Origin of the sequence: Paenibacillus radicis (ex Gao et al. 2016) (genome assembly GCF_014641555.1) — a bacterium.
Lineage (GTDB): Bacteria > Bacillota > Bacilli > Paenibacillales > Paenibacillaceae > Pristimantibacillus > Pristimantibacillus radicis.
This window is the reverse complement of the sequence record NZ_BMHY01000003.1, coordinates 477438-497391: the sequence shown is the minus strand read 5'-3', so window position 1 is coordinate 497391 and position 19954 is coordinate 477438. Positions and strand designations below refer to the sequence as shown.

The window sequence follows — 19954 nt, the reverse complement described above, 5'->3', positions numbered from 1 at the left end:
CAGGGTTATTTTGTTTGGGACGGGATGGTAGAATGGAAGATGAATAGAGAGACAGGAGTGTTGGACCGGATGGATGAGAGGCAGCTTGGTTATTTTTTCGACGTGGATGACACGCTATACGATCATTTAACGCCATTCCGCAAGGCGGTCGAGGCAGTGGCGGGAGTGAATGAAGCTTTCCCTTACGAAGCGGCTTATCATCGGATGCGCTATTACAGTGATTTGTTGTCTTTGGAGCTTGGCGGAGCGGGCGCAATGGGGACGGGCAGCCCGATGGAAGAGATGCGGCGGAGCCGGTTCCAGCTGGCGCTTGCGGAGTTTGATATTGAGCTGAGCATGGAGCAGGCGGCAGCTATGCAAGCAGCCTACATCGGCTGCCAGTATGAGATTGAGATGTTCGCAGGCGCACGCGAGCTTATAGCGGAGCTGGTCCGTGCAGGTCATGTGGTAGGGCTTATTACGAACGGCACAGGAGAGCATCAGATGAATAAAATCCGGGCGATGGAGCTGGACGGGCTGATCCCGCCTGCCTATCAGTTTGTCTCGGGTGTGGTCGGATGGGACAAGCCGGACGGACGGATTTTCGCCCATGTCAACGAAGTGACGGGCACATTGCCCGCGAACAGCTACTATGTCGGCGATTCTTGGCGCAACGATGTGGTTGGGGCGGTGGAGGCAGGCTGGACGGTCGTATGGTTCAATCACCGCGGAACGGCGCCGGAGTCGGAGCATCAGCCGCATTATACGGTGAAGAGCTATGCGGAGATTGCGGAGCTGCTTTTGTAGTGTTTAAGGTGCCAAGTCAGTATAATGACTCGACAGTCTTCGCTGTGATACGTTCAAGTACTGTACGGCTAGTACGCTAACGTTTTACAGCAGCAAAACGAGCTCTAATGCGAGTGGATTAGGGTTCTTTCTGCTGCTATAAAGCGAACGAAGCTGCTTCGTTATTTAACGAAGCTAAGTTCGCTGTTTGACGGGGAATGTTCCATTTTTACTCTATAGCGAACTAATTTTCGTTATCCGAGAACCTAGGTTCACCACTAGCGAAGCTAGCTTCGCTGTAGTTCACTGCATCTATCCTGAACAGTCGCGCAGCGAACTTTACTTCGTAATTTAGCGAAGCTGCTTCGCTGAGATAGCCACGTCCACTTTAAACAGCTCAAGCAGATCTTATAGCGAATTTTGTTGCGCAGTTAGCGAAATTCGCTTCGCTGTAAACTTCAAGGCTTTTAGCTTAGTACGGTTCTCGCACATGCCGCAGCCAGCAGCGCTTGTGTGGCGTAGTATAACGATGAATAACAACAGTCTTTGCGCCAAAGCTCGGTAGCATGAGGTTCCGGCTGCAAAGTCAATTACAGTTGGATGGCTGCATCACTTTTAGAAATCGATTTCAAAAATAAATATATTCTAATTTAGAAAGGAATAACGCTATATTACCTTTGTATCACTCACTTTATTAACCCCATAAATAATAAAGCGTTTTCAAATAATTATTGAAATCGATTTCAAAAGGTGATATTATCCACTCAGACAATCCTTCAAGAGAAGACATCGGAGATAGGCCTGCCTGAGCGGAGGTGCGAGGCACGGAAATGAAGCTCGCAAAACTAGCGGTTAGAATCGATTTATGGAGAGGGGTACAAACAGTCATGAAAGCAGGAAAACTGCAAAAATTCACAGTCAACACGTTGGTACTGGGTTTGTTGTTTACCGGTTTTGGCGGCGCAGCCGCTCCGAGAGTTTCAGCGGCAGGGGAAACTCCTGTTGGTGTATGGATGACGACAGGTGATAAATCCAATTTGTTGACGCAACAGCCAGACGTTGCTTTCGGAGCCGACAGCGGCCGCGAAGTGGAAGCAATTACGGTAAATGTCGATGAGCAAACTACCTATCAAAGCATAGACGGTTTCGGGGGCTCCTTGACCGATTCCTCGGCATGGCTCATTCATGGGATGGAGGATGAAGCCAGAAGCGTCCTGATGAACAAGCTCTTCGGCCGGACCGATGAGGGCATTGGCATGAGCTATGTCCGGCTGCCGATGGGAGCCAGCGATTTTGCCAGAAGCATTTATACGTACAATGATATTCCGGCAGGAGAAACGGATTTGAATTTGGAGCGTTTTTCAATTGAACATGACAGCGCATACATTATTCCGGTTCTGAAGGAAGCGTTGGCGATCAACCCGCAGCTCAAAATTATGGCTTCGCCATGGAGCGCACCTGCTTGGATGAAGGACAACGGCTCCTTGATCATGGGCAAGCTGAAGCTAGAATATTACGGTGTGTATGCGGATTACTTTGTGAAGTTCATTCAAGCTTATGAGGCTGAGGGCATTCCGATTGATGCGATTACGCTTCAGAATGAGCCGCATCATGAGGCTGCCAACTATCCTGGCATGCGAATGGAGCCTGAGGATCAGGCGGAGCTCGTGAAGCATCTTGGCCCTGCATTTGAAGCGGCGGGCATCACGACCAAAATTTTGGTCTGGGACCACAACTGGGATGAACCGGATTACCCGATCGAGATCTTAAACGACCCGGAAGCGAAAAAGTACATTGCCGGATCTGCGTTCCACGGGTACGCGGGCAAGGTGGAGAATCAGGCGCAGGTACATGATCTTCATCCCGATAAAGACATCTATTTCACGGAAAGCTCGGGCGGTGAATTTGCGCCGGACTTCGGCTCCAACGTGGCGTGGGATGTGCAGAATTTAATTATTGGAGCTACCCGAAACTGGGCTAAAACGTCTCTGAAATGGAATATCGCGCTCAATAATGAGCACGGCCCAAGAGTAGGCGGCTGCGCGGATTGCCGCGGTATCGTCACGATTGACGAGGGAACAGGCTCCGTGAAATACAATGAAGAGTATTACGCATATGGACAGGCTAGCAAGTTCGTACTGCCAGGTGCAGTTCGGATCAAATCGAATACGTATGGCGCCGGAAGCATCGAGGATGTGGCGTATCGCAACCCGGACGGCTCCAAAGTGCTGCTGGTGCTCAACTCAGCCAAGCAGTCCAAAACCTTCAAGGCAAGATGGGGAACGCAGAGCTTTACCTATACGCTTCCCGCAGGCGCGGTAGCAACCTTCGTCTGGAATGGCGAGCAATCCGGTATTGGAGCGATAAGTCCGTATTCCAGAACGGAAGCCGAAGAGTTTAACCAATCGAGTCAGATTGTCACGGGCATTGCTGCGGATGATGGCGGCGGACAATATACGGCTCCGACAGGTGATGGCGGCTATATCGTTTTCGACCAAGTTGAGTTTGTTAATGGTACGGCAAGTTTGCGCGTAAGGGCAGCAGCTGAAGGTGACGGACGAATCGAATTCAGGCTCGATAGCCCGGCAGGCGCTTATGCAGGCGGAGTTGACCTTTCCGATACAGGAGGTCTTCAAGCGTGGAAGACAAAAACGGTGCAAGTAGACGGCATCGCAGGAACGCATAAGCTGTACGCCGTATTTACCGGCAATGTGCGTTTGAACTGGTTCCAGTTCTCTTCTGACTTTGCACAGGACGGCAACAATTACTTGAGCATCGGCGGAGGCTTTGAGGAAGCCGGACTGGCGGGATGGAACAGCTGGAGTCCGGAAGGGCAGCCATCGGCGCAAAAGGCTGACGGTGAAAAACCGCGTACCGGCAACTACAAGCTGACGCATTATGCCAATGAGGCTTATCAGCAAACGACCTACCGCACGGTGAAAGTGCCGAACGGCATGTATAAGGCTTCTGTATGGTATCAGAAAGGCGGCAGCACAAACGTCAGTCTGGAAGCTAAAAACTACGGCGGACCCGACCTCAGTGTATCGGCCGGAACAACGGGTTATGTAGGGGACTGGACGCAGATCATCATTCCGGCTATCCCTGTGACGAACGGGCAATTGGAGATCGGCATTCATTCCAATAACGCAGCTAATGAATGGGCGGCATTCGATGATGTAGAGCTGGTGCGCATTACGACTAAGGCACCTGCCTCAGCACAAGGCGATGGAGCGCCGGAGACGCCGCAGAACGTAGCCGCAACGCTGCAAGGCGGTCACAATATTAAGCTGGACTGGAGTGCTGTTGAAGGTGCTGCTGGATATAAAATTTTCCGCTCCGGCATGGATTCTGATTCGGTATCCGATTCGGTTTATGCGGACTATCGTCTCGTCAGCGTCGTTTCGAGCGCGACAGGTACTTATACGGACCAAGGCCTGCGAGGCAGCACTTCTTATTCCTACCGGATAACGGCTTATAATGCCACAGGCGAGTCTGCTGCCTCCGCTTCGGCGACCGCAACGACAGAGCAAGGCGCGGATACGATAGCTCCGGCGGCGCCAATTGGCTTGACCGCAGAGCCCGGCGTGGAACGGGTCATGCTGGTCTGGGAAGCGAATACGGACAGCGACTTCCTGAAATACAATGTTTACGTCAATGGCGTAAAACGGGCTTCGGTAGATCCCGCGACAGAATCCCGCTATACCGTTGCTGGTCTTAAAGCTGGGCAGCGCTATGAGTTTTCCGTAACGGCCGTTGACCAAGCCGGGAATGAATCGGCAAGAAGTGAAGCGGTGTCGGCAACCCCGACGGCGGCAGGCGTGCTTGTGCCGTTCCCGAATTTGGATTTTGAAGCGGGAACGCTTGAGCCATGGCAGGAATGGCATCCGGAAGATCAAGCTTTGGCTGCTTTCGTTGACAGCGATTCCCCGCGTGGTCAATATAAATTGACGCACTGGGGCGGATCGGCGTATAAACAATCTACGTACCGGACGCTTGAAGTGCCTAACGGCAATTATAAGGTACAGGTATGGGTACGGACCGGAGGCGGTCAGAACACGTTCCAGCTGGAAGTGAAAAACTACGGCGGCGACTTGCGGACGAGAGATTTGCGCAGCGCGAGCGGCGGCACCTGGACCTTATTCGCAATTGATCAAATTGCGGTAACCGAAGGCAAGATGGAGATTAGCGTATTCTCCGATGCGAAAGCGGGCAACTGGGCGGCTATCGATGATTTTGAAATTTACAGCTACCCGTCAAACGGAACGCCACCTACGGAGCCGGGTGGTTCTGATGGTTCCGGTTCAGGCGGCTCAGGCGGTGGCGGAACCGTCGTGACTGGTCCAACCGTGACAAGAGAAGGAAGCACGTCGGTGATTTCCGGCTTGCAGCCTAAGCAGGAAACAGGGGCGGACAATCAGCAAGCGGCTGTATTCCGTATCGATGCTTCGCTGCTTGAGAAGGCCGTGCAAGGAGACGGTGTGCAGGTCATAGAGATTAATGTCAGGGAAGCAGCAAAAGGCCAGCGCAACGTTCAAGTAACATTGCCTGCTTCTGCATTGCATGCACTGGCTGAGAAGAATGATAAGCTTAGAATCATCGTTGCGGGGGAATACGGCTCCTACGAGCTGCCTCTGCTGGCGGTAGACTCTGAGTTGAGCAATAGCGGTGCTGAAGCGCAGTTGCGGATTGCCATCCGCAGTCTGGATGGTGAAGAGAAGCTCGCGAAGGAAGCAGCGATTCAGAAGCAAGGCGGGCAATTGCTCGGCCAGCCGGTTGCTTTTACCGTATGGATCGGTGCAGGAAACACTTGGAAGGAAGTAAAGAGCTTTGGTTCCTACTTCCCGACACGCACGCTCCCGCTGGGGACAATCGGTCAGCCGGCATCGGCCACTGGAGTTATGATAGATGAAGCTGGCGGTTTGCATCCAGTGCTGACTGCATTCAATACGGGGAAAGACGGGCAGTTGCAGGCTGTAATCCGTACGAACCACAACAGTGTCTATGCAGTAGCATCAGTAAGTAAAAGCTTCGCTGATACGAAGGGACATTGGGCGGAGAAGCAAATTCAATCCTTGTCCTCCCGGTTCATATTGAACGGGGTGCTCGAGGACCGGTTTGCACCGGAACGTCAAGTCACTCGCGCCGAATGGGCGGCGATGCTGACTAGAGCGCTTGGTCTTGCGCCAAGCTCAAGTGAACAGCCGGCTGGTTTCAGCGACGTATCGGCTGAGCGCTGGTATGGGAATCCGATTGCTGCTGCTGCCGCAGCCGGTCTCATGCAAGGCTTGCCGGGCGGCAAGTTTGAGCCGGAAGCCAAGGTAACGAGACAAGAAATGGCGGCTTCACTGGCCCGTGCACTCTCCTATATGGGGCATGCTCCGGTAGCCGGCCAAGGCGCGCAGAAGCTTGAGTCGTTCAAAGACCGCGCGGATATGGCGGCATGGGCTTTACCGGCGATGACGCAGGCGCTTGATGCCGGCCTCATCACCGGTAAAGCGAACGGTTACTATTATCCGAACCAAGCTGCTACTCGTGCAGAGGCTGCTGCTGTTCTGTACCGATTGATTGAAGCGATTCAATCGAAGTAAAAGGCTAGCCCGGGCAGTCGCAGTCGACTTTCCGGGCTTTTCATGAAATCGATTTAATCATATAATGAAAGGAAAATATAGCTTTTATGATAAAGGTTGATCCAAGTCATGGACATGAAGATTGTAGATGTCGCCAAACGGGCCGGCGTTTCCCCGGCAACCGTATCGCGTGTATTAAATGACAGCTCTCTGGTAAAGGAACGAACGAAGGCCAAGGTGCTTGCCGCTATTAAGGAGATGGATTATCATCCGAATTCGGCCGCCAAACATCTGCGTTCTCAGAGGACGATGATGCTTGGCGTCATTGTACCGGATATCAACGTCTCCTACTTTGCGGAGATTATTAAAGGCATTGAGAATATGGCATACGCCCGGAAATACAAAGTCATCATTTGCGATTCCGACAACAAGGCCGAGAAGGAACAGGAGTATTTGGCACTGCTTCCGAATCGGGCAGTCGATGCGATGATTCTCGTAACGCCTCTGATAGACAATGCTATATTGTACGAATATGCGGACAAAGGGCATACGATCGGCATTATCGGCAAGACGGTTACTCATGAGCGGATTCCGAGCTGCAAGACGGACAACGTAAAGTTTTCCTATCAAGTGGTGGATCATCTTATTGAACAAGGGCATGAGCAGATTGCTTATATCGGCGGTTATCCTGATTCCGTCGAAACCTATGAGCGGCTGGAAGGCTATATGAAGGCGCTCAAAGAGCATCATATTCCGTTTCGTCCGGGTCTGATCGACAACGGGGATTTCGAGGAGGAGGGCGGTTATGCCGCGCTGCTTCGCCTTTTGGACGCAAAAACGCCGATTACAGCGGTCTATGTAGCGAATGACGAGATGGCTCTCGGCGTCTATAAAGCTTGCAGGGAGAAGGGGATTCGCATCCCGGAAGATCTGGCTGTCGTAGGCGTAGACAATAACCGGATTACGAAATATTTGCTTCCGCCGCTTAGCACGGTGGAGCAGCCGAAATACACGATGGGCGCCATTATGGCGGAAAAGTTAATCGATCGCTTGACCGATAATGAATTCGAGGATAAGCATCATTTTGTGATCGACTCGGAGGTCATTATCCGCGAGTCTTCCGTCCGGAAAGCGTAGGGAAGCTGGGAGATAGAAGTCTGGACAAAGCAGCGGTAGAAAGGGCAGCTTGGGCAAATCGAGAAACGAGCCTGCGGCACATGGGATTAGACTGACCCATGAGCTGCAGGCTCCTTTTTCAGCTGTTTCTTGAGAGAAGATGACCGCCTTCCGGCGAATGAAATGCAAAAGTGCAGTTTGATCGGCTGAAAAAGGCCGTTTGTAGGCCTCAAAATGCAAAAGTGCAGTTTGTTGGCCCCATTTTGCTCCAAATGGGCGGTTATCGCCCGTTCAAAATGCACTTTTGCATTTTGAACGGTATTTCAGGTGCTCAGCGGCCAAAACAAAATGCACTTTTACATTTTGAGATACATGTGGTCGGACAACATCAATGTACGGCCACACTGTGCTTTGTGAGCTGCGCGATATGAAAGAAAGTTCAAGAATAACGATCTGCATGCCCTAGGGAGCACCCGGCAACAGAGTTGGGAAATGGTGCCCAAGCCCATGCAGCAACAGAAACAAAAGTTAGTTTGTATACTTGGACGCACGAAGCAGAGGAGGAATTAACGCGTTCTTCCATGCACAAAGCGCACCATAAATTCACCTCATGTAATCGTTTTTATTGTAAAAGGTACTAAATCGCTACTTTTATCCTATAATTTATTGTAATCGATTTCACTTCTGTTCTATAATGATGTATCGACCTATGGAAAGTGTGATCGCGAATGAAAGAAAGCAAGATGACCGATGTTGCTCAATTGGCTAAAGTGTCGGTAGCGACGGTGTCCCGGGTGTTGAACGGGGGCAGCCTCGTCGGTGCTGAGACGCGAGAGAAGGTGCTGAGCGCCGTCCAGCAATTGAACTATACGCCCAATGCGATGGGCAAGCAGCTCCGCTCGCGGAAGACGATGACACTCGCTGTCGTCATCTCCGATATTCGCGTGTTCTATTATGCGGAAATTATTCAAGGCATCGAGAACATGGCCAATTCGCTAGGCTACAAAATATTAATCTGTGACGCTCAGAATCAGCTGGCTAAGGAGAAGGAATTTCTGTCGCTGCTTGTCAATCATACGGTGGATGGGCTCATTCTTATTACGCCAAAACTGTCCGACAAGGAGATTGTCGCAGTCGCCGATAAAGGCTATTCGATCGGACTTATCGGCAGGAACATCGATCATCCCAAGCTGCCTTGCTCTTACACCGACAACGCGAAGTTCGGCCGTCAGGTCATTGAGCATCTGGTGGAACGGGGGCATCGCAAAATTGCCTTCATTAGCGGATATGCCGACGCGACGGACAGCTTCGGAAGGCTCGAAGGCTACATGAAAGGGCTGCGTGATGCCCGGCTGCCGTTCGTCCCGGAATTAATCGAGAACGGAGACTTCAACGAGGATGAAGGGTATGCGGCTTTTATGCGTCTGCGGGCGAGGAACAAGGATTTCACAGCTGTGTTTGCCGCCAACGACGAAATGGCGCTGGGCGTCTACAAGGCTTGTGCAGAGCTTGAACTGACGATTCCGGATCAGATGGCCGTTGTAGGCGTAGACAACGTCAGATTAACGAATTACGTCAAGCCGCCGATTACTTCTGTGCAGCAGCCTCTGTATACGATGGGCGCTTTGCTGACGGAGAAGCTTATTGATCAAATGAACGACAACGTATGGGCCGATAAGCGGCAATTGAAAGTCGATTCCAGTCTGGTTATTAAAGGTTCATCTTAATAGGAGGGGAAGCAGGTGGACAAGGATAATCGGTATTACGGAAAAATACTAGTGTTCACGACGGTGTCCATTTTTTTAACGATAACGATTCTTTCCAGCATCCTTTATTTCAGCTTCGAGCGTATCGCCCTCGACCAGTCGTATGATCAGACGATGGACAGCTTAGAGCAGACGACGCAGGAAGCGTCGGTCATGGCTGTGACAGCTGCTACTTTCGCGAAGCAAATCTACAGCGATCAGCATATCGCCAATCTGCTCAATTTTCCCGACATCGGGGCGGTTGATATTGATACGGCCGTCAAGCAAATGACCAACTATCGCGAATCATCACCGTTTATCGATTCCATCTATGTATATAACGCGATCTCTCGGACTTTTTTCGTCAGCTCGGACATGAGTGTGCCGACGGTGTTCGCGGAAAGCGAGTTTTACGACAATGAGATGAAGGATATGGTGGGCCACCTCAATGATTACGAGACGCTGATGCCGATCCCGCGCCGGCTCTTGATCGATGGACTCGTCGGCAATATTGCGGAAAAGGAGCGGGATACCTATACGTTCCTCCTTTATGATACGCTGACGCAAAACACCCGTAAAAATGTCGTGGTCGTCAACATTAAGGAAACGCAGCTCCATAAGCATATAGACGGCTCGCTAGCGAATGATGCCAGCAATACATTTCTCATTGACAGGGAAGGCCGGCTGGTGTCGAATAGCTGGACGCATCCTATGCTGATGGATATGAAGGGCACCTCGTATATCGACCGCGTGGTCAACGACCGGGACGAATCAGGCTATTTCTCGGAGCAAGTGGACGGCGTGAAGTCGCTCGTTACGTATACAGCTCCCGATTACTTGGGCTGGCGTTATATCCGTATCATTCCGTACGCTACGATTACAGAAAGCATCGACAGTATGCGTTTGAAGACGATACTGACAGGGGGCTCGATTCTGCTGGCAGGTCTGGCGCTCTCCTATATTGCTTCTCGAAGGCTGTTTCATGGTTTGAACAAGAAGCTTCTGAGGCTTGGCAATCTGGAAGAGGAATGGCGCGACAGCTTTCAAAAGATGCGCACCGACTATTTGCGGGGGCTGCTGTCCGGTGATAGTCACAGCGATGCGGAGCAGGCTCGCAAAATTTTCGACCGCTACGGTATCGGTCTGAATCCATCCGGTCCACTGCGCGTGATATTGTTCACGATCGACGATTACCGTCATTTTACATCCGAATATTCGGCCCAAGACCGGAAGCTGCTCCGCTATGGCATTCTGAATATCGGGCAGGAGCTGCTGCATGCGGGCGGTTATGTAACCGCTGCCGTTGATCTGGGTGATGACCGGGTGGCCATACTGGCCCAGTGCAGCCGCGAGGAGGATGGGGATTGCTCATCCGTTCGTAAGGATGCAGGAGAAATTCAGACTGCGGTGTCTCTGTACTTAAAGCTGTCGGTAACGATCTCGGCCAGCATGACGGGCAATGGCGTAGAGTCGGTGCACCGGCTATGTCAGCAAGCAATCGAGGCTTCCTTCAACCGCCTGTTCAACGGCCCGGGCAGTTTTGTTGATGCAGAGTCGGTCGAGCGTATGAAGGAACGGCCTTATGAGTATCCGCTTCACAAAGAAAAGCAGCTCATTGATGAATTGATGCTGGGCCGAATAACGGAGGTTAAGCGGCTGTTCCATGAGATTATCGGAGAAACCGCCGAATATTCCTATATGTCGTTCCAACTAGCGATTACGCATGTATCCCATGCGCTGCAAAATGCGATTCGGGTGATCGGCCAGCATTCCTCCAAAGCGGGAGAGCCGGATGTGCCGCTGCTGAACCTCTATATGCATGAACGGATGGAGTCGCTGGCAGAGCTGAATGAGCGTTTTATGGCGCTGTTCGACCGGCTGGAGAAGCATATGGAGGAGAAGAAAAAGACGCGGCAGGACGATATGCCTGGCCGAATTAAACGAATGGTGGACGAACGGTATGCCGATCCGAATCTGTCGCTCGATATGATTGCAGAAGAGCTCGGGATGTCGGCTACTTATATCGGGCGGATTTTCAAGCAGCATACGTTCCAGACAATTCTGGGCTACATTCACGAGGTAAGGATGAACCGGGTGCGGGAGCTGCTCATTGCGACCGACGATTCCATCGGCGATATCGCCGAGCAGGCTGGTTTTGCCAACAATCCTTATTTCTATAAAGCGTTCAAAAAACATAACGGCGTGACGCCGGCCGAGTTCCGCAAAGCCGGAAGGCTTCAACAGGACGAGGAGCAGCGCGGCGAAGCCGGCAATAACGGCGAGGATGAGTTTTGGAAGCTGCGAAAAGAAGGCTGAGGGCGCTGTTCCCGGCCTTCTTTTTTTTCACTTATGAAGCTGGAAACCGTTGATACGACTGGGCTGTGACGGAAAAAGATAGCGTGTTCGAAAAAGGTTAGTCGCCGTTTGGAGCAAAAAGTGAGTCATGTCGCGGATGGTTAGTTGCCGGTTTTTCCCCTCTCCTCTACCATAGGTTTTGCAGCCGGCGTGATCGTCCGGAAGCAGCACATCAGCTACTGCACATAAAGAGGAGAGCAAGAGGGAGGCCGAAAAATGATCAAAGAAATAATGCGGAACAAAGTGATGTTCCTCATGATTGCTCCGACACTGCTGTTTTTTGTTTTATTCAGCTACATTCCGATGGTTGGCGTGTACTACGCGTTCACCAAATTCGATTTTGACGGCGGATTGTTCGGAAGCGAGTTTGTCGGGATGCAAAACTTTGCCTTTCTGTACAAGTCGGGCATACTGTGGAATTTAACGAAAAATACGGTGCTGTACAATATCGCTTTTATTATTGTGGGCAATGTGATGCAGATTGTTTGCGCAGTGTTTCTGGCGCAGCTGTCGAGCAAGTTTTTCAAAAAGACGGCACAATCCATTATGTTCTTACCGTATTTCCTGTCTTGGGTATTGGTCGGGGCGTTCGTCTTCAACCTGTTCTCGGATCTTGGCGTCGTCAATACGGTGCTGAAGCAAATCGGCTTGCAGCCGTATGACTTTTATATCGAGACCACGCCTTGGAAATATATTATCGTCTTCTTTCATATTTGGAAGGGTATCGGCTACGGCACTGTCATTTATCTGGCGGCGATCATGAGCATCAGCGACGAATATTACGAGGCGGCGAAAATCGACGGGGCGAATATTTTTCAGCAAATCCGCAGCATAACGCTGCCGCTGCTGATGCCAACGTTCATCCTGCTCATTCTGTTCAGCCTTGGCGGCATTTTAAAAGGACAATTCGATCTGTTCTATCAAATTATCGGCAACAACGGCATGCTGTACGAGGCAACGGATATTATCGACACGTACGTATTCCGGTCGCTAACGATTAACTTCGATATCGGCATGGGTACTGCGGCGGGCCTTTATCAATCCTTCTTCGGCTTCGTTCTTATTATGACCGTCAACTATATCATCCGAAAAACGCGCGAAGAGTACGCGTTGTTCTAAGGGGGGAATTCAATGAGCTCTAATCGCCAAACCATGCCGCAGCAGTCTTCTCCTTCTTATAAAGTAACGAGGATAAAAGCGGATAACGCAACCATCGCTTTCAACGTCATCGGCTATTCGATGCTGACTGTTCTGTCGCTGATCTGTCTCATTCCATTCTGGCTGATTGTGGCCGGTTCGTTCACGGACGAACTCGAAATTATCGCGGAAGGCTTCAAGCTGTTCCCGAACGCCTTATCGTTCGAGGCTTATAAATCGGTATTTTCCAATCCGGAGCAGATTTACCGGGCTTATGGCGTGACGATTGGCGTCACAGTTGCCGGTTCGCTGCTGGGACTGCTGCTGACCTCTATGGCCGGTTATGTACTATCCCGCAAGGACTTCGTCTACCGGAACCAGCTTTCATTCTTCATCTATTTCACGACACTGTTCAGCGGGGGCCTGATCCCTTGGTACATCATGATGACCAAGCATCTGGGGCTGAAAGACAGCTATTGGGCGCTCATTCTGCCGCCGCTCGTCAGCGCATGGAATATTATTCTGATGCGCAGCTTCATGAAATCAATTCCGGATTCCATCGTGGAATCGGCAAAGATCGATGGCGCTGGCGACTTCCGCATTTACTGGAAGCTGATCATGCCGCTCTCGACGCCGGGCCTCGCGACCATCGGGCTGTTCCTGGCACTGGGCTACTGGAACGACTGGTTCAACGCCAACGTGTTCATTACTTCCGGAGACAAATATCCGCTCCAGTTTCTGCTTTACAAGATACTGTCCAGCGCGGCCGTACTACAGACGAATAATGGCGCTTACCTGGCAGCCAATATCGTCCCGCCGACCGAGACGCTGAAGATGGCGGTGGCCGTCGTGGCGACGGGCCCGGTCATTCTATTCTATCCTTTCGTTCAGCGGTATTTTGTGAAAGGGCTTACGATTGGTGCGGTTAAGGGTTAATGAATAACGGTTAGAACCGGGCAACCGGCTAACATAGATGATGGCAATTATAAATAAGGAGGAGTCGAATTTGAAAAAGAGAGTGAAATGGGTATCGCTTGTTCTTCTTCTGTCGCTTGTTCTCTCGCTGCTTGCAGCATGCGGAAGCAATAACAACAATAGCGGTAAGCCTAGTACAAACGGTGAGAAAAACGGAGAACCGGCAGCAACGAACAGCGGCAAAGAGGCCGAAGGCGAGAAATTGAAAAAAGTGAAGCTGACTTGGTATCTGGTTGGCGACGCGCACAAAAACCAGGATAAAATCGTTGCGGAATGGAACAAAATGCTGGAGAAAGACCTGAACACGACGGTCGATCTGAAGTTTACGACGTGGAATGACTGGCAGACGAAATACAACCTGCTGCTGACGTCCGGCGAGAAGATCGATATGATCTTCGCATCGAACTGGGCCGAATTTTACAAGCTGTCCAAACAAGGCGCATTTCTTGATCTGAAAGACCTGCTGCCGAAATACGCGCCAACGACTTGGGGCAACGTGCCGGAGCAGGATTGGGAGTCGGTAAAGGTTGGCGGCGGTATCTATGCAGTGCCGAACACGAACGCGGAATATACGCCGATTGGCTACGTGTACCGCGAAGACTGGCGCAAAGAGCTGAACCTGCCGGAGTTCACGGACGTGAATTCGATTGAGGCGTATATGGATGCAGTGAAGACGCAGAAAAAAGTAACGCCGATCAATGGCGCCGCTTACGAGAACATCGCAACGCTGTTCCGTGCTTCGGTGGACTTCCAGCAGATTACGGGTGAGGTTATCGGTTCGATGTCCTATGCAACGCCTCGCGACATTCAAGTTCTGCCGTTCACGGACGAGTATGAGGCTTGGGTCAAGAAGATGAAAGTATGGGAAAGCAAAGGCTACTGGAACAAAAACTCGCTGTCTTCCAAACAGGAAGCAGGCGATTTCATCAAGACGGGCCAAGGCGCGCTTTATTGGCGTAACCCGTCCAGCGCAGGCGGTTTTATCAATGAAGTGAAAGCAAAAGGATTGAACATGGAAATCGGCTACTTCCCGTTCAGCCGCTTCCACAACTATGTCATTCCGACGATTCCAATCGCAAACGGCATGGCGATTCCGAAAGCTTCGACGAATCCAGAGCGTTCCTTGATGGTGCTGGACAAATTGCGTAACGATCCGGCCTACTTCAATCTGATGACCTACGGTATCGAAGGCACGCACTGGGCAAAAGGCGAGGACGACAAAACGATCGTCATCCCGGCTCCTGGCGTGGACTTGAACGAAACGCCACGCTACGACATCGCAAGCTGGGGCTGGCGTTATGAGCCGAACATGAAGAAGGAGAAAGGCGGCTGGGAAGGTCTGGACGTGCTGAAGGAAGAGTTCAAGCCAATCAGCAAACCGGATATTTTCGGACCAATCTCCCTGGACTACGAGCCGGTTAAAGCGGAGCTTGCAGCCGTAAACCAAGTGTTTGAGCAATACGGCAAGCCGCTGATGCTGGGTCTGACCAGCGATGTAGACGCTTCTTTGAAAACGTACCGCGATAAATTGAAAGCAGCGGGCGTCGATAAGGTTCTGGCGTACGTACAGGGCGAAGCCAATAAATATTTTGACGAAAAAGGCATTCAATAATATAGCGGGATAGCATGGCGCGGCTAAGCTGAATTTGGCTTAGCCGCGGTGCTGTCTTCGCTTTTATTGCATTTTTGCAGGCAGAGCAGATAAGAGATAGAGAGGGAAAAGGAGAGAGCAATATGAACAAGATGAATCAATCCGTTTTAAGTTCAGATGCAAGACGTAATTCTGAAGTAGAGGTATGGTACAGCACTTCGCTGGCGCCCGGCGGCAGCCAATGGTTCTCTGGGCCGCATGAGACGGAGCACCGGCTGAGCCAGCAGCCGGGGCTGTCCTGGACAGCGCCTGAGGCTGCTCAGTCGCCTGCGCTGTTAGTCTCACCAGAGCACCGTTATCAGGAAATGCTGGGCATCGGCACTTCCATTGAAGAGACGACTATTCACAATTTGGCGAAAATGTCTCCGGATAAGCGGGAACAGGTGCTGCGCCAGCTGGTTGATTCGGAGGCGGGAATCGGACTGAACCTGATTCGCATAGCGATTGGCACGTCGGATTTTACGGCAGAGCCGTTTTATACGTATAACGATTTGCCGGAAGGCGAGACGGACTTTGAACTGGAACGTTTCACAATTGAGAAGGACATTGAGCTGTCGATTATAGCGACGATTCAGCAGCTGATTGCAATTGCCCCGGATGTACGGATTTTTGCGTCGCCCTGGAGTCCTCCTGCATGGATGAAGACGAATGGCGATTTAAAGCGGGGCATGCTGAAGGAAGGGCAGGCCTATACCGATGCGCTGGCAAAGTATTACCGGAAGTCGATTCAAGCCTATGCGCAGCATGGTATTCCGGTATACGCAATGACGATGCAAAATGAGCCGCTGCTGGAGACCGATTATCCGAGCTGCTATATGCCGCCGGAGAGACAGAAGGAACTGGCTGTCGCACTCAAGCGCGAGTTTGCGGCACATGGGCTGACGACAAAATTATGGATCTTCGATCATAACTTTATCGATGCAATGGGATATGTGACGCCGATTTTGAATGATCCGGAAGGCTTTGCCGCGACAGACGGCATTGCTCTCCATGATTATGAAGGATCACCGGAGGCGATGAGTGAGCTTCATGCCGCATACCCGGATAAGCCAATCTACTTGACCGAACGCTCCGTGTGGGGTGCGGAGGGGGCGGACCGGATTGCACAATATTTCCGCAACTATGCTTGCAGCTATAATGCTTGGGTTACGATGCTGGACAGCCGAATCGGCACGCATCAATGGATGGGGACCCCCGGTCCAACTCTATTCATCCAGGATGCTGATCAAGCCGATAACAGCTGGGTGACACCGGAGTATTACCTACTCGGCCAGTTCTCGAAGTTTATCCGGCGGGGAGCAGTAAGAGTCGGCAGTACGTACGGTTCTGCGGAGACCGTTACGAATGTAGTCTTCCTGAATCCGGATGGGGAATTCGTTGCGATTGTCATTAATCAGAGTGAAACGGCGCAGCCTTTCCGGGTGTTATGTCAGGGCCGGCAGTTTGCGGACAGCCTGCCAGCCAAAACGGTAGCTACTTATTGCTGGAAATAACGAATGAAACGATAAAGACAACTTCCTGTTAAGCGCGAGATACGCGTTTTTGGGAAGTTGTCTTTTTCTATCCATACAGAAAAATAAGTAATAAAAGCAGGAAAAAGCGCGAAAAAAATAGAATTATAATGCACAGATCATTATATTACGACATATTAGAGGTATTTAATGGAAAATATGAATTTTCAGGTAAATTTACAGGGAATTATCGATTTGCTGTCCAATCATCTTTATTCGGATCCGGGTGTTTTTATCCGCGAGCTGCTGCAAAACGGTGTAGACGCGATAACCGCCAGAAGAAAGCTTGGTCATCAGTATGAGGAGAGAGTGACGGTGGAGCTGTTCCCGTCCTCGCATACGTTGTCCCTTCAAGACAATGGAGCAGGCCTTACGCTGCAGGAAATTGAACAATTTCTCGCGCGTATAGGCAGTACGACGAAGAAGGGCGATCTGGATGCAGCTGAGGCGTTTATCGGTCAGTTTGGCGTAGGACTGCTTGCTTGTTTCGTTGTTAGCGATGAGATCGTACTGATTACACGTTCTGCAGCGGATGGCGATTCCTTGGAATGGCGGGGCAAACCGGACGGTACTTATGCGATCAAAAAGCTGAACAATCAGGCTCCGATCGGGACGACGGTCTATTTGAAGGCTAAGCCGGAGTATGAGGATTATTTCGAATATGACCGGGTCAGTGATTTGTTGACCCGTTACGGGCAGTTTTTGCCGACGCCGATCTATTTGACGGAGGGAGGCAACGAAGAACGAATTAACGAATCGCTGCCGCCTTGGAAGCTTGATCGGGCGGGCGCGCTGGATTATATCGAGCATTCGGCCTACTACAAGCCTATGGATGCCATCCCGCTTCATTCCGCCATTGGCGGCGTGGAGGGTGTGGCGTATATTTTACCCTATGCCGTAAGCCTCCAGGATGAGAAGCGTCATCAGGTCTATTTGAAGAACATGCTGCTCTCCGATAAAATGGCTACAATTTTGCCGCCTTGGGCTTTTTTCGTCAACGGCATCATGAATACGGACAGCTTGCGGCCTACGGCTTCCCGCGAGGCGTTTCAGGAAAATGATTTGTTTTTCCTGGTTAGAGACGAGCTGGGGAACTGCATCAAGCAGCACTTGATTGGACTCTCAGAGCAGGACCCGGAGCTGTTGAAGCGAATTATCTTAATCCATTACGCTTCGCTGAAAGCAATGGCGGTTGAGGACGAGGAGCTCTATGAGCTCATTATTCGTTATCTCAATTTCGAAACGTCCTACGGGGATATGTCGATGTCGGATATTCTCTCCAGCTATCCGGAGATTTTAGTGACGACTACGCTGGACGAGTTTCGGCAGATTGCCCGCGTAGCAAGATCGCAGGGATTGATGGTCATCAATGGCGGTTATGTGCATGATTTCGAGCTGGTTCGTAAGCTTCCGAGCGTGTCGGAGGATGTGGACGTCTCCATTCTTGATATCTTGGCTATTGCAAACCGCTTTGAACGTCTAGCTGGCGAAGAACGGAAGGCGCTGGAGCCGTTTCGGGATTTAGCCGATGCATTGCTGGAGCGGTTTCAATGCCGCTGCTCGATCCGATGGTTTGAACCGGCCGATATTCCGGCGCTGTATACGACGAATGAAGAGGTTAACCTGTTCAAACTGGCAGATGACAGTGAACGGGAGGCTAATGCGTTGTTTGCCAGCATCGTGCAAGTCATCCGGCAGGAGCTGTACGACGAGCCTTTTGCCCGGCTTTGCTTCAATTACAATAATCCGATCGTCCGCAAAGCGGCTGCTTCCGGAGATATAGAACTGCAAAAGGTGTGTATCGAGTTGTTCTATACACAGGCGCTTCTTATGGGCAATCATTCAATGAACGCAGAGGAGCTGCGTCTTATGAATGAATCGTTGCTGCATTTTATGAATAGGGGCTTAGACGAGGCCGTCGGAGGGGCACGATGAAGCAGCGCTATTACGGACTGCGCAGAGAGTTTTGGTCGATGCCCGATGGCAAGCGGAAGCTCGTTGTACTAGAGGAAGCGATCCGGATTGCCGACCAGTATATGACTGAGAGTGACGCCTACGATGCGAGAATGGATTATTCATCGGCGACGCTCGAATGCGGCTGTCCGGAGCGTTTGTTCATTTCGTTCTCCTGGTGCCTCGCGAAATTCGAGAATAACCCGGGTGTGTACTCCAGCTTCAGCATTATGTGGCACTACAAATGGGTGCTGAACCAGATTTGGCGGCTGCCGCAGTTCAGCCTGGAGCAAATCGAGGCGGTATTCGCCGATTTTGAACGGAAGTGCAAGCAGTATGGCTATACGCTGCGGGCTTATTATCAGCAAAAGGTCAATTTTTTGCTGTCGCAAGGTCATTTGGAGGCGGCGGCAGCTTATCACAAGCTGTGGAAGGAAACGCCGCGTGATTCGCTATCCGATTGTCTGGCATGCGAGCAAAATCTGTTTGGCGAATACTACTTCCGCATCAACCATTTGAAGCGGGGGATGCAGACGATTAAGCCGATCCTCGATGGCCGAATGAGCTGCCGTTCCGTTCCTCAGACGACATACAGCAATATGATCGTTCCGCTGTTGAAGCTCGGCGAATTTGACCGGGCTATTGATATCGCGAAGAAGGCGTTTCGATCGATCGAAGGTCCTTCTTACTTGCCCGAATATGGCGTGTTTATGGAGTTTTTCACCGTAACGGACATGCCCAAGGCGGTCAAGCTGTATGAGCGAACGATTCAGCTTGGCTTGGAGAGCAAGATGCCGTGGGACCGGTTCCAGTATTTGCTCTCCGTGCGATTGTTCCTCCAGCAGTGGTCGAAGGTGAAACGCCGCAAAAAGCTGGCCGAATCCGAGCAGGTTACGCTCGCTTGGCTGGATGAGGAGATTGGCACGCTAGCGCAAGCCTTTAACGATAGAAACGGCAACGACTATATGCACCGTTTCATCGCCGAGAAGGAGCAGAACATCAGCCGCTTGGTGAAGAAAATCAGCGGCGGCTGATTGGATGAGGCTTTGCGGTGGCTGCTTGCGCTAGTGAGAGATAGCGAACCGCCTTCGCAATATAGCGAAGGCACATTCGCTAAAGAGGTGCAGCGAGATCGTCGACTCTGCTGCAGCGAACTAAATTTCGCTATCCGTGAACCTA

General features: G+C 51.2%; 11 protein-coding genes. All 11 read left to right on the top strand.

Going from position 1 to position 19954, the window contains the following annotated elements:
* Positions 1-39 precede the first annotated feature (39 nt).
* The gene (locus tag IEX98_RS10800) at positions 40-786 is read left to right on the top strand and encodes an HAD family hydrolase (protein ID WP_229692089.1); all 747 of its coding nucleotides are present in this window, start codon (positions 40-42) and stop codon (positions 784-786) included.
* 866 nt (positions 787-1652) lie between these two features.
* A complete protein-coding gene (locus IEX98_RS10795; RefSeq protein WP_188889076.1) occupies positions 1653-6353 on the top strand; it encodes an S-layer homology domain-containing protein in 4701 nt (1566 codons plus the stop codon).
* 108 nt (positions 6354-6461) lie between these two features.
* The gene (locus IEX98_RS10790) at positions 6462-7469 is read left to right on the top strand and encodes a LacI family DNA-binding transcriptional regulator (protein ID WP_188889074.1); all 1008 of its coding nucleotides are present in this window, start codon (positions 6462-6464) and stop codon (positions 7467-7469) included.
* Between the two features lie 707 nt (positions 7470-8176).
* Positions 8177-9175 carry a LacI family DNA-binding transcriptional regulator gene (locus tag IEX98_RS10785; protein ID WP_188889072.1) on the top strand — a complete coding sequence of 333 codons (999 nt, stop codon included), beginning with the start codon at positions 8177-8179 and terminating at the stop codon, positions 9173-9175.
* A gap of 15 nt (positions 9176-9190) precedes the next feature.
* A complete protein-coding gene (locus tag IEX98_RS10780) occupies positions 9191-11509 on the top strand; it encodes a helix-turn-helix domain-containing protein (RefSeq protein WP_188889071.1) in 2319 nt (772 codons plus the stop codon).
* A 255-nt stretch (positions 11510-11764) separates the two neighbouring features.
* Entirely contained in the window at positions 11765-12667 is a 903-nt protein-coding gene (locus tag IEX98_RS10775) for an ABC transporter permease (RefSeq protein WP_188889070.1), read from the top strand.
* A 12-nt stretch (positions 12668-12679) separates the two neighbouring features.
* Entirely contained in the window at positions 12680-13621 is a 942-nt protein-coding gene (locus IEX98_RS10770; RefSeq protein ID WP_374705333.1) for a carbohydrate ABC transporter permease, read from the top strand.
* A 70-nt stretch (positions 13622-13691) separates the two neighbouring features.
* The gene (locus tag IEX98_RS10765) at positions 13692-15272 is read left to right on the top strand and encodes an extracellular solute-binding protein (RefSeq protein WP_188889068.1); all 1581 of its coding nucleotides are present in this window, start codon (positions 13692-13694) and stop codon (positions 15270-15272) included.
* Positions 15273-15394: 122 nt separating this feature from the next.
* Positions 15395-16804, top strand: a complete 1410-nt coding sequence (locus IEX98_RS10760; RefSeq protein WP_229692088.1) for a glycoside hydrolase family 30 protein — start codon at positions 15395-15397, stop codon at positions 16802-16804.
* A 168-nt stretch (positions 16805-16972) separates the two neighbouring features.
* Positions 16973-18757, top strand: coding sequence for an HSP90 family protein (locus tag IEX98_RS10755; protein ID WP_229692087.1), 1785 nt, complete (start codon positions 16973-16975; stop codon positions 18755-18757).
* Positions 18754-19809, top strand: a complete 1056-nt coding sequence (locus IEX98_RS10750) for a hypothetical protein (protein ID WP_188889066.1) — start codon at positions 18754-18756, stop codon at positions 19807-19809. The genes IEX98_RS10755 and IEX98_RS10750 overlap by 4 nt, the downstream gene beginning before the upstream one ends.
* Positions 19810-19954: the final 145 nt, after the last annotated feature.